Annotated in this window: 15 protein-coding genes; 11 read left to right on the top strand and 4 right to left on the bottom strand. The window is 72.2% G+C overall.

The features are described 5' to 3' along the window. Positions 1–52 precede the first annotated feature (52 nt). The gene (gene rpsR / locus ACSNOH_RS27575) at positions 53–295 is read left to right on the top strand and encodes a 30S ribosomal protein S18 (protein WP_436724139.1); all 243 of its coding nucleotides are present in this window, start codon (positions 53–55) and stop codon (positions 293–295) included. Positions 296–485: 190 nt separating this feature from the next. Continuing rightward, the gene (locus tag ACSNOH_RS27570) at positions 486–725 is read left to right on the top strand and encodes a DUF397 domain-containing protein (RefSeq protein ID WP_106674436.1); all 240 of its coding nucleotides are present in this window, start codon (positions 486–488) and stop codon (positions 723–725) included. A 103-nt stretch (positions 726–828) separates the two neighbouring features. Here ACSNOH_RS27570 and ACSNOH_RS27565 read toward each other — a convergent pair whose 3' ends face one another. Continuing rightward, positions 829–1,329, bottom strand: a complete 501-nt coding sequence (locus ACSNOH_RS27565) for an ATP-binding protein (protein WP_436724137.1) — start codon at positions 1,327–1,329, stop codon at positions 829–831. 333 nt (positions 1,330–1,662) lie between these two features. Between ACSNOH_RS27565 and ACSNOH_RS27560 the strand changes: the two genes are divergently transcribed. The 6 genes from ACSNOH_RS27560 to ACSNOH_RS27535 all read left to right on the top strand — a co-directional run bounded on the left by ACSNOH_RS27560 (position 1,663) and on the right by ACSNOH_RS27535 (position 6,938). Further along, entirely contained in the window at positions 1,663–2,526 is an 864-nt protein-coding gene (locus ACSNOH_RS27560; RefSeq protein WP_436724136.1) for a helix-turn-helix domain-containing protein, read from the top strand. 85 nt (positions 2,527–2,611) lie between these two features. After that, complete coding sequence (locus tag ACSNOH_RS27555; protein WP_436724135.1) at positions 2,612–4,069, top strand: aldehyde dehydrogenase family protein; 1,458 nt, start codon at positions 2,612–2,614, stop codon at positions 4,067–4,069. Between the two features lie 96 nt (positions 4,070–4,165). Next, positions 4,166–4,726, top strand: coding sequence for a DinB family protein (locus tag ACSNOH_RS27550; protein ID WP_436724134.1), 561 nt, complete (start codon positions 4,166–4,168; stop codon positions 4,724–4,726). An 81-nt stretch (positions 4,727–4,807) separates the two neighbouring features. Beyond that, a complete protein-coding gene (locus ACSNOH_RS27545; RefSeq protein WP_436724133.1) occupies positions 4,808–5,419 on the top strand; it encodes a PadR family transcriptional regulator in 612 nt (203 codons plus the stop codon). A 47-nt stretch (positions 5,420–5,466) separates the two neighbouring features. Beyond that, positions 5,467–6,051: a WHG domain-containing protein gene (locus tag ACSNOH_RS27540; protein ID WP_436724132.1), complete on the top strand. Its 585-nt coding sequence runs from the start codon at positions 5,467–5,469 to the stop codon at positions 6,049–6,051. Next, entirely contained in the window at positions 6,051–6,938 is an 888-nt protein-coding gene (locus tag ACSNOH_RS27535; protein ID WP_436724131.1) for an alpha/beta fold hydrolase, read from the top strand. Before ACSNOH_RS27540 ends, ACSNOH_RS27535 begins: the two co-directional genes overlap by 1 nt. A gap of 13 nt (positions 6,939–6,951) precedes the next feature. Here ACSNOH_RS27535 and ACSNOH_RS27530 read toward each other — a convergent pair whose 3' ends face one another. Beyond that, a complete protein-coding gene (locus ACSNOH_RS27530; RefSeq protein WP_436724129.1) occupies positions 6,952–7,275 on the bottom strand; it encodes a UBP-type zinc finger domain-containing protein in 324 nt (107 codons plus the stop codon). A 135-nt stretch (positions 7,276–7,410) separates the two neighbouring features. Between ACSNOH_RS27530 and ACSNOH_RS27525 the strand changes: the two genes are divergently transcribed. From ACSNOH_RS27525 to ACSNOH_RS27515, 3 genes are all read left to right on the top strand, one after another. Further along, a complete protein-coding gene (locus ACSNOH_RS27525; RefSeq protein WP_436724138.1) occupies positions 7,411–9,033 on the top strand; it encodes a bifunctional 3'-5' exonuclease/DNA polymerase in 1,623 nt (540 codons plus the stop codon). Positions 9,034–9,210: 177 nt separating this feature from the next. Next, positions 9,211–10,239, top strand: coding sequence for a rod shape-determining protein (locus tag ACSNOH_RS27520; protein ID WP_436724128.1), 1,029 nt, complete (start codon positions 9,211–9,213; stop codon positions 10,237–10,239). A gap of 153 nt (positions 10,240–10,392) precedes the next feature. After that, entirely contained in the window at positions 10,393–10,848 is a 456-nt protein-coding gene (locus ACSNOH_RS27515) for a tellurite resistance TerB family protein (protein WP_391828907.1), read from the top strand. A 16-nt stretch (positions 10,849–10,864) separates the two neighbouring features. On the opposite strand, the gene ACSNOH_RS27510 is transcribed toward ACSNOH_RS27515, so the two are convergent. After that, positions 10,865–11,941 (bottom strand): type III polyketide synthase, encoded by a 1,077-nt coding sequence (locus ACSNOH_RS27510; RefSeq protein WP_436724127.1) that lies wholly within the window; start codon positions 11,939–11,941, stop codon positions 10,865–10,867. A gap of 125 nt (positions 11,942–12,066) precedes the next feature. Then, positions 12,067–13,467 carry a cytochrome P450 gene (locus ACSNOH_RS27505; protein ID WP_436724126.1) on the bottom strand — a complete coding sequence of 467 codons (1,401 nt, stop codon included), beginning with the start codon at positions 13,465–13,467 and terminating at the stop codon, positions 12,067–12,069. Positions 13,468–13,705: the final 238 nt, after the last annotated feature.

Genomic DNA, 13,705 nt, shown 5'->3' with positions numbered 1-13,705 from the left:
CCCTGGCCCCCTGACACCCCCTGACACCCGCGAAGAACCTCAAGGACTTTTCATGACGCGCCGCCCCGACCGCCGCAAGGACCTCAAGCCTCGCCCCAATCCGCTGGATACGGCCGGCATCACATACATCGACTACAAGGACACCGACCTTCTGCGGAAGTTCATTTCGGACCGGGGGAAGATCCGCAGCCGCCGGGTGACCCGGGTCACCGTCCAGCAGCAGCGCGCCCTGGCCCGGGCTATCAAGAACGCTCGCGAGATGGCACTCCTGCCGTATGCCAGTAGGGGCAAGTAGCCGGTGCATTCCCGAAAACACCTGGTCACGTTGGTGTAGTCACGCTGAAGAAGTACGGGAACACCGTAAGTGCACGTGCATTCGCTCATGCAGAAGCATGTGAACGCAGCTATGATCCGGAGTAGTTGTCAACCCCACCATTCGCCGCCAGGGCGGGCCGGGGTGCCCTGCAATTCTCCGGGAGAGTCCTGTGCCTCACGCGTACAACGGCATGGCTGCCGCGGACCTCGACGGCGTCGTCTGGCGGAAGAGCCGGCACTCCAACTCCCAGGGCTCCTGCGTGGAGTTCGCCAAGCTGCCGGGCGGCGGAGTCGCCGTACGCAATTCCCGTCACCCGGACGGACCGGCGCTCGTCTACACGCCTGCGGAGATCGACGCGATGCTGCGCGGGATCAAGGACGGCGAATTCGACTATCTGGTGACCGACTGACGTCCGGTGACTCACTTACGCGTGCCCTTACGCGTATCGCTACGCGTGCAGTGACTACGCGTGCAGTGACAGCGTGCACCTACACGTTCAGCTACGCGTTCAGCTACGCGTGCCGCTCCCGCGGCAGCTGGAACAGCGCCCACACGACCTTGCCGTGCAGCGCTCCCGCCAGCGGATGCCAGCCCCACGTGTCGCTGAAGGACTCCACGAGGAACAGCCCGCGCCCGCACTCGGCCGACGCGTCCGCCTCGCTCGCCGTCGGGCTCTCCTCGCTCGGGTCGCGCACGGCGCACACGAGCCGCGACGTCCACCGCATGAGATGCAGCCGGACCGGGGGCTCGTAGGCGCCGCCGGATATCGGCTCGGGGGGAAGTGCGTAGCGCAGGGAATTCGTCACCAGCTCCGAGACGACCAGCGCCACGTCGTCGAAGAGACCGCCCAGGCCCCAGCCCTGGAGGGTGGTTCTGGTGAAGGTGCGGGCCGTCCTGACCGCTTCGAAGCGGGGTGGGAGTGCGCACGACGCCGAGTTGGGGACGGCCGATGGGGCGATCGGTGGCAGCCCTCGCCACAGGGGAGAGAGCACAGTCGATCCTTCGGTACCCATCCGAGGCACTCCTGGCAATCGTGGACGTGACACGCACGTGTGCGTTCCCCATCGTTCCCAATGCGCGTGGCGGATGCAAGGGCAGATGCACGTGCACGTGGGGGGTTTGGGGGCGCACGTCGGCGTCCGTCCGCAATTCTCCCTACGCCCTCCTCCGTACGTCCTCCGGCCTACTCCCCTCCGGGTAGCCGGATGCACACTCAATGCACACTCAACGACGGCGGGAGATGGCAGACTTCACCGCCGGGGGTCGCGGGGGTCGCCCCCGGAGAGGGCGTAAGCGGCGAGCAGCGACAAGTCCGGTAACGGAACCGGAAGAGGAGGGTCGCAAAGATGGCCACGAGCGAGTCGAGCGGTTCTGTGGTGCGCCGCATACTCCTGGGCTCCCAGCTCAGGCGGCTGCGGGAGTCCCGGGGCATCACCCGCGAGGCGGCCGGTTACTCGATCCGCGCCTCCGAATCGAAGATCAGCCGCATGGAGCTGGGCCGGGTGAGCTTCAAAGCGCGCGACGTGGAAGACCTCCTGACGCTCTACGGGGTCACCGACGAGCTGGAGCGCGAGGCGCTGCTCGGGCTCGCCCGCGAGGCCAACGTCGCCGGGTGGTGGCACAGCTACGGCGACGTGCTGCCCGGCTGGTTCCAGACATATGTGGGCCTGGAAGGCGCGGCCTCGCACATCGGGATCTACGAGGTGCAGTTCGTGCACGGCCTCCTGCAGACGGAGGGGTACGCCCAGGCGGTCGTCGTACGCGGCCAGCCCTCGGCCGACGAGGCGGAGGTCGAGCGCCGCGTCTCCCTGCGCATGGAGCGCCAGAAGCTGCTCTTCTCGGAGCGCGCGCCGCACTTCCACGCCGTCCTCGACGAGGCCGCGCTGCACCGCCCGTACGGCGGCGAGGCCGTCATGCACGGCCAGCTGCAGCACCTCCTGGACATCTCCGAGCAGGCCAACGTGACCCTGCAGGTGATGCCCTTCGCGCACGGCGGGCACGCGGGCGAGAGCGGCGCCTTCACCATGCTCCGCTTCCCCGAGTCGGACCTGTCCGACGTGGTCTACCTGGAGCAGCTGACGAGTGCGCTGTATCTCGACAAGCCCGATGAAGTGGCGCAGTACGGAAGGGTGATGGAGCGGCTGCACGAGGACAGCCTCTCGCCGGCCGCCACCCGCGACCTGCTGAGGCGGCTGCTCCAACTCATCTGACACATCAGTACGATGACGTCCCATCAGGAGCGCATTCCGGTTCGGGCGCCGCGGGCGCCCCCGTATCTCCAGGCAGGGATGGCACATGTCCTACTTCGAAGAATTGGCCTTCCAGTACATCGACGGCGAGTGGCGGTCCGGCACCGGCTCCTGGGACATCGTCGACTTCAACCCGTACGACGGGGAGAAGCTCGCCTCCATCACCGTCGCCGGCGTCGCCGAGATCGACCAGGCCTACCGGGCCGCCGAGCGCGCCCAGACCGGATGGGCCGCCACCAACCCGTACACCCGCCGGCTGGTCTTCGAGCGCGCGCTGCGCATCATCGACGACCGGGAGGCGGAGCTTGCCGCCGCGATCACCGCGGAGTGCGGCGGCACGGCGCTGAAGGCGGCGTTCGAGCTGCACCTGGTGCGGGAGTTCCTGCGGGAGGCGATCCACCTCGCGCTGCGGGCCGAGGGGCGGATCCTGCCGTCGCCGGACGACACCAAGGAGAACCGCCTGTACCGGGTGCCGGTCGGGGTCGTCGGGGTGATCAGCCCGTTCAACTTCCCCTTCCTGCTGTCGGTCAAGTCCGTCGCCCCGGCCCTCGCGCTCGGCAACGCCGTCGTCCTCAAGCCGCACCAGAACACGCCCATATGCGGCGGCGGCCTGGTCGCCAAGGTCTTCGAGGAGGCCGGGCTGCCGGCCGGCGTCCTCAACGTCGTCGTCACCGACATCGCGGAGATCGGCGACGCCCTCATCGAGCACCCGGTGCCGAAGGTCATCTCCTTCACGGGCTCCGACAAGGTGGGGCGGCACGTGGCCACGGTCGCCGCCGGCCACTTCAAGCGCACGGTGCTGGAGCTCGGCGGCAACAGCGCGCTGATCGTCCTGGACGACGCCGACCTCGACTACGCGGTCGACGCGGCGGTCTTCAGCCGTTTCATCCACCAGGGGCAGGTCTGCATGGCCGCCAACCGGGTGCTCGTGGACCGCTCGGTGGAGCAGGAGTTCACCGAGAAGTTCGTCGCCAAGGTCCGCAGCCTCAAGGTCGGCGACCCGGGCGACCCGGCCACCCACATCGGGCCCCTCATCAACGCCGGGCAGGCGGAGGCCATCGGGGCCCTGGTCGAGCAGGCCGTCACGGACGGCGCGACCGCGCTCGTACGGGGCGGGGCCGAGGGCACGCTCGTCTCGCCGTCCGTCCTGACCGGCCTGAAGGCCGACGCGGCCATCCTCGGCCAGGAGATCTTCGGCCCGGTCGCGCTGATCATCCCCTTCGACGGGGAGGAGGAGGCGATCCGGCTGGCGAACGCGACTCCGTACGGGCTGAGCGGCGCCGTCCACACGGGGGACGTCGAGCGCGGCGTGCGGGTGGCCAAGCGCATCGACTCCGGGATGATCCACGTGAACGACGGGACCGTCCACGACGAGCCGATCGTGCCCTTCGGCGGGGAGAAGGCGTCGGGGGTGGGACGGCTGAACGGGGACGCGATGGTGGACGCGTTCACGACCACGAAGTGGATCTCGATCCAGCACGGCCGGACGACCTTCCCGTTCTGATTCCCCCTTCTGGGGCGGTGATTTAGGACCGGATCCGACCTCTATCGGTCCTAGCCTGATCTCCTCACGACCGAACGAGAAAACGACGGGGGAACCATGCCCACTCATGTGATCGAGAAGGACGTCACCAACGAGCGCGGCACGCTGCTGGCCTTCGTGGAGGCCCAGCGGGGCGGCCTGCGCCGGGCGCTGCTCGGGCTGACCGAGGAGCAGGCGGCGCGGAAGCCGAGCGCGAGCGAGCTGTCCCTGGGCGGGCTCGTCAAGCACGCGGCGCAGGCCGAGCGGAACTGGCTGCTGCTGGCGCAGGAGCGGGGAGCGGAGACCGCGCACGACGAGTCAGCGTGGGCCGACGGCTTCCGCCTCCTGGAAGGCGAGACGGTCGCCGGGGTGCTCGCCCACTGGGAGCAGGTGGCCGCGGAGACGGAGAAGTTCATCCGCTCCGTCCCCAGCCTGGAGGACACCTTCCCGCTGCCGGAGGCCCCGTGGTTCCCGGCCGACAGCCGGGTGTCGATGCGGTGGCTGCTGCTGCACCTGGTCGAGGAGTTCGCCCGCCACGCCGGGCACGCGGACGTCATCCGCGAGTCGCTCGACGGGAAGACGGCGTTCGAGCTGGTGGCGGAGGCGGCGCAGGCATCCGGCGGCGGCCACGGCGCCTGACGGGGGTTGACAGGGCCGGGCCCCCTGTGTCCGCCTAACCTGAGCTCCGAGCGATGGCGGAGCGAGGGAACGGAAGGTGCCATGTCGGCGATCCGGCTGCTGGTCCTGGGCGCCGTGCGGCAGCACGGGCGGGCGCACGGCTACCAGGTCCGCAGCGACCTGGAGCTGTGGGGCGCGCACGAGTGGTCCAACGCCCAGCCGGGCTCGATCTACCACGCGCTCAAGGCGATGGCGAAGCACGGCCTGCTGATCGCCCACGAGACCGCCCCGAGCGCGGCCGGCGGCCCTCCGCGCACGGAGTACGAGCTGACGGCGGACGGCGAGGCCGAGTACTTCCGCCTGCTGCGGCACGCCCTCTCCGCCCCCGACGAGAAGACCGACGTCCTCACGGCGGGCGTGGGCTTCATCGTCGACCTCCCGCGCGCCGAGGCCGTCGCCCTGCTGCGGCAGCGGGTCGCGGCCCTGCAGGAGTGGCGCGAGGAGATCCGCCGCAACTGGACCCCGGCGGAGGGCGAGGACTGGGGCCACATCGCCGAAATCATGGGCCTGTGGATCCACACGGCCGAGTCGGGCGACGCCTGGACCCGGGGCTTGATCGCACGGCTGGAGGCGGGGGCGTACGAGATGGCGGACGACAAGGGAGACACGAAGGCGGGTGACAAGGCGGCACCGGCGCGCGACAAGGTGACCTAGTGCTGTTAGCCTCTTTCCTAGAGCTTCTAGGAAAGAGGTGAAGCAGCATGGTTCGCGCAGGACTCACCCCCGCGAAGGTGACGGCGGCAGCCGCCGAGATGGCTGACGAGGCCGGCCTCGACAAGGTCACCGTGTCCGCGCTCGCGCGGCGGCTCGGCGTCAAGGACGCGAGCCTCTACTCGCACGTGAAGAACCTGCGCGACCTGCGCGTCCGTATCGGCCTGCTGGGCTCCGAGGAGATGACCGACCGCATCGCCGCGGCGGTCGCCGGCCGCGCCGGCAAGGACGCGCTCGTCGCCTTCGCCGACGCCTACCGGCAGTACGCCCTCGACCACCCCGGCCGCTACGCCGCGACCCAGATGCGGTTCGAGCCGGAGGAGGTCGCGGATTCGGTGGGCTTCCGCCGCAGCGTCGAGCTGACCTACGGCATGCTGCGCGCCTACGACCTCACCGAGCCCGACCTGACCGACGCGGGCCGCCTCCTGCGGAGCACCTTCCACGGCTACATCCACCTCGAACTCGGCGGCGGCTTCGGCCACTCCCGCGACGTCGGGGAGTCCTGGGCGCGCTCGCTCGACGCGCTCCACCAGGTGCTGCAGAACTGGCCGGCCCGAGAGACCCGGAGCAAGTGATGAACGAGCCGAAGACCGGCACCCTCGACGTGCCCGGCGCCACCCTCTACTACGAACAGCGCGGCAGCGGTCCCGTCCTCCTGCTGATACCCGGCGGGGGCGCCGACGCCGGGCTGTACGCGGCCGTGGCCCGCCTCCTCGCCGACCGCTTCACGGTCGTCTCCTACGACCCGCGCGGCGTCTCCCGCAGCCCGCTGCACGGCCCGCTCGCCGACCAGCAGGTGGAGGTGTGGAGCGACGACGCGTGCCGCGTGCTCGATCTGCTCTCGCCGGACGAGCCCGCTTACGTGCTCGGCTGCAGCGCGGGCGCGATCGTCGCGACCGGCCTGCTGGCCCGGCATCCCGGACGGGTGCGCCGTGTCATCGCGCACGAGCCGCCGCTCCTGGAGCTCCTGGAGGACCCCTCGCCGCACCGGGCCCTGTTCGCCGAGGTGCGCGAGACGTTCCGCAAGGAGGGCGCCGGCCCCGCGATGGCCCGCTTCAGCGAGGGGCTCGGGGGCGGCCGGCCGCCGGAGCAGCACGCCGAACTGCCGCCCGAGATCCAGGAGGTGGCTCCCCGGATGTACGCCAACCTGCCGGGCTTCCTGGAACACGTCCTGTGCCCGTTCTCCTCCTGGGTTCCGGACCTCGACGCGCTCCGGCCGGTCGCCGGCAAGCTGGTCCCGGCGGCGGGCGCGGAGTCGCGCGAGCAGGTGCCGCTGTACGGGCCCGCCGCCCGGCTGGCGGAGCTCACCGGCTCCCCCTTGGCGGAGTTTCCGGGTGGCCACCTGGGCGTCACGGAGCGCCCGGAGGAGTTCGCCGAGCGGATGGTGGCCGCGCTCGCGGGCGAGCCGCAGCCGGGCTCCTCGGGCTCCGAGGGCTCCCCGGCCTCCTCCGCGGCGGCCTAGGCGGCCCGGGCGGCTAGGCCCCCGGCACCAGCAGCAGCTCGTCCGCGTAGCACCACGCCCAGTCCTCGCCCGGTTCGAACGAGCGGGCTAGGTCGTGTCCGGGCACGGTACGCGCGTGCGCGCTCGCGTGCCGGTTGGGGGAGCTGTCGCAGCAGGAGACGTGGCCGCATACCAGGCACTCGCGCAGGTGCACCCACGTGCCGCCCGTGCGCAGGCAGTCCTCGCAGCCTTCCGTCGTGCTCGGGGTGACCTCGGCGGCCGCCTCGTCCAGGTGGGCGCAGCCGCGCCGGGTCGGGCGGCCCTCGACGTCCGCTGCCACCTGCCAGGTTCCGGCCATATCCCGAGCGTAGCCCGCGACGCGCAATCCCGCAGGTCAGGGCGATTGTCAGACCCCCCTGGCAGGATCTTTCCCATGAGGCTGGCGGTGGCGGAGACGGGCGACGGGGGTGTCCGTCTCCGTCCCGTCGACCTCATGGGGGCGCCCGCCGGGCCGGTCGAGTCGGCGGGCAGCCTGGCCGAGGCGGTGCGGGCGCGGCCGGGGGTCGAGCGGTGGGTGTGGCGGTCCACCGCGCAGCACTACCCGCAGGTGCTCGCGACGGGGCTGCGCGTCGAGCGGTGTTACGACGTGGAGGCCGCCGAGAGCCTTCTCATCGGCCACGAGGAGGGCCAGTCCGGGCAGCCGCGGTCGCTCGCCGCGGCGTGGGCGCGGCTGCGCGGGCTGCCCGTGCCCGCCGATCCGCCGCCGCGCGCGGCCGGCGGGCAGCCGTCGCTGTTCGAGCCGGGGCCCGTGCCGCTGCCGCCGGGCACGGATCCGCTCGACGCCCTGATCGAGGTCCACGCGGCCCAGCTCGCCCGGGCGCGGGCCACGGAGCACCCCGGCCGGCTCCTGCTGCTCCTCGCCCTGGAGTCCGCGGGCACGCTGGTCGCCGCCGAGCTGAACCGCGCCGGCCTGCCCTGGCGCGCCGACGTCCACCGCGCGCTCCTGGACGAGCTGCTCGGCGAGCACTTCCCCGGCGGGCTGGAGCCCCGGCGGATGGCCGAGCTGGCCGAGGAGGTCTCGCGCGCCTTCGGCGAGGAAGGCGGCCGCGTGCGGCCCGACATCCCCGCCGACATCATCCGGGCCTTCGCCCGCCAGGGCATCGCCCTGTCCTCCACGCGCGCGTGGGAGCTCAGAGCCGTCGACCACCCGGCGGTCGAGCCCCTGCTGCAGTACAAGAAGCTCTACCGGCTGCACACCGCGCACGGCCGCTCCTGGCTGCAGACGTGGGTGCGCGAGGGCCGCTTCCGCGCCGAGTACGTGCCGAGCGGCTCCGTCTCCGGCCGCTGGACCACCAACGGCGGGGGCGCCCTGCAGATCCCCCGCGTCGTGCGCCGCGCCGTCGTCGCCGACCCTGGCCGGCGGCTGGTGGTCGCCGACGCCGACCAGCTGGAGCCCCGCGTCCTGGCCGCCGTCTCCCGCGACCCGGGCCTGATGGAGGCCGCGAGCGGCGAGCACGACCTGTACGCGGCCCTGGCCCGCCGGGCCTTCGCCGGCGACCGCGAGCGGGCCAAGATCGCGCTGCTCGGCGCGATCTACGGCCAGACCTCCGGCGACGGCCTGAAGAACCTCGCCGACCTGCGCCGCCGCTTCCCCGCCGCCGTGGCCTTCGTGGACGACGCGGCGCGCGCGGGCGAGGAGGGCCGCCTCGTGCGCACCTGGCTCGGGCGTACGTGCCCGCCGGCCTCCACGGCCCTGCCCGACGAGGCCGGCCTCCCCCAGGCCGCCGGGGACGACGACCGGCCCGGCTACGGCAGCACCCCGGCCGGCCGCGCCCGCGGCCGCTTCACGCGCAACTTCGTCGTGCAGGGCAGCGCCGCCGACTGGGCCCTGGCGCTGCTCGCGGGCCTGCGCCAGGAACTGGCCGGGCTCCAAGCGGAGCTCGTCTTCTTCCAGCACGACGAGGTCATCGTGCACTGCCCCGAAGCCGAGACGGCCGCCGTCACCGAGGCGATCCGCGGCGCCTCGGCCCGCGCCGCGCGCGTCGTCTTCGGCGACACCCCGGTGCTCTTCCCGTTCACTACGGCCGTCGTGGAGTGCTACGGCGACGCCAAGTAGCCCTGACGTCCCGTCACTCCCCTGCGGCAGCCCGCGCCCCCCCTGCGGCCACGCGCGTCCCCCATGCGGCCCATTCCCGCGCGCACCCGGGCCGCCCGCCGCGCACGATGAGCCCAGGGGCGCCCGGCGGCGGCGGCCCGACCGTGACCGCGACCGCCGCTCAGGGGAGGCCCTGCCATGACGTTCAGCCTTGAGCAGCTGCGCCGGTGCACCGTCGCCGTGGACCTCGGCGCCGCCCGCACCCGGGTCTACCTCCGCGACACCGGGCTGATCGTGGACGAGCCGAGCATCGCCGCCGTCAACACCCGCACCGGCTCGCTGATCGCCGTCGGGCAGCTCGCCGAGGGCATGGCGGGGCGCACCCCCGCCCACATCAGCGTCGTCCGCCCGGTCTCCGGCGGCACCGTCGTCGACATCGAGATGGCCCAGCGGATGCTCCGCAGCCTCGTCAGCGACAAGGTGCGCCGCGCCTGGCGGCGCAAGCCGATGCTGCGCGCCGCGGTGTGCATCCCGCACGAAGCGGACCCGCTCGCGCGCCGCGCCGCCGTCGAGACGCTGATGGGCCTGGGGACGCGGCGCGTGGAGCTGGTGGACACGCTCATCGCCGCCGCCGTGGGCTGCGGGCTGCCCGTCGAGCGGCCCGAGGCCACGATGATCGTGGTGTGCGGCGCGGCGTCCACACAGGTCGCGGTCCTGTCGCTGGGGGCGATCGTCGCGGCGGAGAAGGTGCTCGTCGGCGGCGACGCCATGGACTACGCGGTCGTGGAGCACCTGCGCAGCCGCCACGAGCTCATGCTGCCCACGCAGGGCCTGCACCCGCTGCACCTCGCGCTGGCCGCGGAGCCCATGCAGGAGAGCGCCGAGGTCCGCGGCCGGGACGTGGCGACGGGCCTGTCCCGTACGGTCATGGTGAACATCAAGGACGTCCGCGAGGTCATGCACACGCCGCTGACCGCCGTCCTGGACGCGATCGGGCGCGTGCTGCGCGCCTGCCCGCCGGACCTCGTGGCGGACCTGGTCGACCGCGGCGTGATGCTCGCGGGCGGCAGCGCGGTGCTGCCCGGTCTGGACCGCATGATCGAGGACGCCACGGGGATGATCGTACGGATCGCCACCCATCCCGACGTGTGCGCGGTGCTCGGGCTCGGCGCGATGATGGAGGGCAAGGTACAGCCGCTGCACCTGGATCCGCTCGCGTCGTCGTAACAGCCGTCGTAACAGTCGTTGTAGCTGGTCGTGCAGCGGCCGTCGTAGCAACCAGCCGCACAGCGCGGCACTTTGTCGCTTTGGGAACTTGCGTACCCCTCTCCCCCGTTCTCCCCGTACACCCCCGTTGTTATGTATGAGGAGAAACGTCAAATGGCGCTCTGGGACCGGCTCAAGGACTCCGCTACCGCGATGCAGGGTCAGCTGGTGGCGAAGAAGAACGAGCTGAAGAGCGGCGCGTTCCGCGACGCCAGCATGGCCATGTGCGCGCTGGTGGCCGCCGCCGACGGCTCGATCGACGCCTCGGAGCGGCAGCGCGTCGCCTCGCTGATCGCCACCAACGAGGTGCTGCAGAACTTCCCGGCCGACGATCTGCAGGCCCGCTTCAACGACTACTGCCAGAAGCTCACGGCCGACTTCGACTTCGGCAAGGTCAGCGTGATGCAGACCATCGGCAAGGTGCAGAAGAAGCCGACCGAGGCCCGTGCGGTCGTCCAGATCGGCATCGTCATCGGCGGCGCCGACGGCGACTTCGACAAGACCGAGCAGGCCGTCGTCCGCGAGGTGTGCTTCGCCCTGGGCATCAACCCGGCCGAGTTCGACCTCTGACGGCTCCCGGGCGCGCTCACACGGGCTGCGGCGCCGGGCGGGCCGCCGCGGTGCTCCACGTCCCCAGGGAGATCTCCGCGGTGATGCCGGGGCCGAAGCCGGCGATGATGCCCCGGGCGTCCTGCGGCGCGCCGCCGTCCTGCCAGAGGCGCTCCAGCGCGTCGAAGATGACGGCGCTGGCGATGTTGCCCCGCTCGGTGAGCGTGGCCCGGCTGTAGCGGAACCATTCGGGCGCGAGGTCGAGGTACTTGCACAGGTCGTCGAGGATCCTCGGCCCGCCCGCGTGGACGATGTAGAAGCCCAGGCCGGAGACGTCCCAGTCGTGGGGCTCGGCCATGTCGCGCATGGCCGGGGCGAGCATGGCCATCGTGCCCGGCACCCGCTTGTCCAGCAGGAAGTGGAAGCCGGTGTCGCGGACCGCGTAGGAGATCCAGCTCTCGGTGTCGGGCACGAGGTGGGAGCCGTTGCGCTCCAGGCGCACGCCCTCGCCGCCCTCGCCGCGCACCACGGCCGCGGCGAGGGCGTCGCCGAAGAGGCCGTTGGACAGGAGGTTGCCGACGCCGAGGTCGGTGGGCTGGTAGAGCAGCGAGCAGAACTCGCAGCACACGATGAGGGCGTTGGCGCCGGGATAGGCGGTGCAGAAGTCGTGCGCGCGGTTGATGGCCGCGCCGCCGGCCGCGCACCCGAGCTGGGCGATCGGCAGCTGTCTCGTCGTCACCGGGAAGTCCATGTTGTTGATCAGCCAGGCCGTCATGGACGGCATCATGAAGCCGGTGCACGAGGCGTAGACGATCAGGTCGATGTCGCGCGAGGTGAGCTGGGCGTTCTCCAGGGCCCGCCGGACGACGCCGGGGACGCGGGCCTTGGCCTCGGTCTCGTAGAGGTTGTTGCGCCAGGTGAACCCGGGGTGCTTGAGGGTGTCCTCGATGGGCTGGAGGATGTGGCGGGTCTGCACTCCGGTGTTGCCGATCAGGCGCAGCGCCAGGGGCAGCTGGGGGTGGTCGGCGTGCAGGGTGCGCGCCAGGTGCAGGGTCTCCTCCATCGTGATGACGTGCTCGGGTACGGCGATGGCCGGTCGGCAGAGCGTTGCCATGACTGCCTCCTTACCAGGGACTTACCGGTCCAGGGGACTGACCGGGGGACTTACCGGGCGGCAGGGTGCCGCCCTCGTGCGACGGGCGGCCCGGGCGCCCCCGTCGGGGCGCCGGGCCGGCCGCCCTACCAGGCCACGGGCAGGGCGAGCGGGAAGCGCCAGATCGAGCGGGTGTTCCACCGCACCTCCTCCGCGGGGACGGCCAGGCGCAGCGCGGGAAAGCGGGCGAGCAGCGTGCCGATGGCGACCTGGAGCTCCATCCGGGCCAGCCGGGCGCCCAGGCAGTGGTGCGTGCCGTGGCCGAAGGTGAGGTGGGCGGGCGCGCCCTGCCGCTCCAGGTCCAGCTCGTCGGGACGGTCGTAGACGCGCTCGTCCCGGTTGGCCGCGAGGTAGGAGACGTGCACGGTCTCGCCGGCGCGGATGGTGACGCCGTCCAGCTCCACGTCCTCCGTGGCCTGGCGGGGGATGCCCACGCCCTGCCGGTAGGGGATGAAGCGCAGGAGCTCCTCGATCGCGGAGGGCAGCAGGCCGGGCCTGGCGCGCAGCCGCTCCAGCTGCTCCGGGTGGGTGAGCAGGGTGTAGATCATGTTGCTGATCTGGTGGGCGCTGGTGTTGTGGCCGGTGACGAGCAGGAGCATGCCCATCACCGCGACCTCGCGGGCATCCAGGAGCTCGCCGTCCTCACGGACCGCGGCGAGGGCGCTGAGCAGGTCGCTCCCGGGCCGGCGGCGGCGGGCCGCGGTCAACTCGGCGAAATACGCGCGCAGTCCGTCCTTCCCCTCGGCGGCCGCGGCGCCGTCGGGGGTGCCGGGGGCCATCATCGCCGTCGCCCAGCGGCGCAGCGGCGCACGGTCCGGCTCGGGGACGTCGAGCAGCTCGAAGACCGTGTCGAGCGGGAGGGGGGAGGCCAGCCAGTCGGAGACGTCGGCGGGGGAGCCGTGGTCGGCCATGGCGTCGAGCAGGGCGTCGACCGTGCGCTGCGTGCGCGGGCGCAGCTCCTCGACCTGGCGGTCGCCGAACGCCGCTGCCAGCAGGCCGCGCAGGCGGCTGTGGGCCGGCGGATCCATGAGGTTGATCGACTCGGCGTGGTCGACGAGGTCGGGCGTGACGCTCGGGAGGTCGCTGCCGATGAGGGCGGCGCGGCTGAAGCGGGGGTCGGCGGTGACCGCGCGGACGTGCTCGTGCCTGGTCACGAGCCAGGCCGCGTGAGCGGCGGCGCCTGCGAGGCCGGATTCCGGTCCGGGGCCGGGCTCCGGGCGGGGGCCGGAACCGCGACCGGGCTCCGGGCCGGGAGCGGATGCCGCCGAACCGGGGCCGGCCTCCGGGCCGCAATCGCGGCCGGGGGAAGGGCCGGGGCCCCGGGAGCCCGCCCGGCCCTCCTCCGTGGCATCGCCCGCCCCGTCCCTGCGGGGCAGCGGGATGCGGGTGATCGGCGGCTCGCTGCGCAGCCGGGCCAGGAAGGGGTCGAACTCCAGGGCCTCATCGTGGCGGAACGGACAGGTCCACACCGACTCGGAGGTGGTCATCGAAGACTCCCATCCCAAGGGCCCCGCCCCGGTGGCGTGCCAGCTTATTTTCAGACCATGCCGCACCAGTCACCCCGCCACACCCCAGCCTTCGCAGTTCACCCGAATGGTGGAAATTTCGGAGAATCACCCGTCGCATCCCCCACTTTTCCCTTCTTTCTCACCACTCCCCCAGGCTTCGCTCCGGCTCCCCTCCGCGCGCCCCTGATTTCTCCCTGAGAGCCCCCGGCTCCGCCAC

It is taken from the genome of Streptomyces sp. URMC 127 (genome assembly GCF_051386535.1).
Lineage (GTDB): Bacteria > Actinomycetota > Actinomycetes > Streptomycetales > Streptomycetaceae > Streptomyces.
The sequence above is the reverse complement of the archived record's forward strand: the minus strand, read 5'-3'. Positions and strand labels throughout refer to the sequence as shown.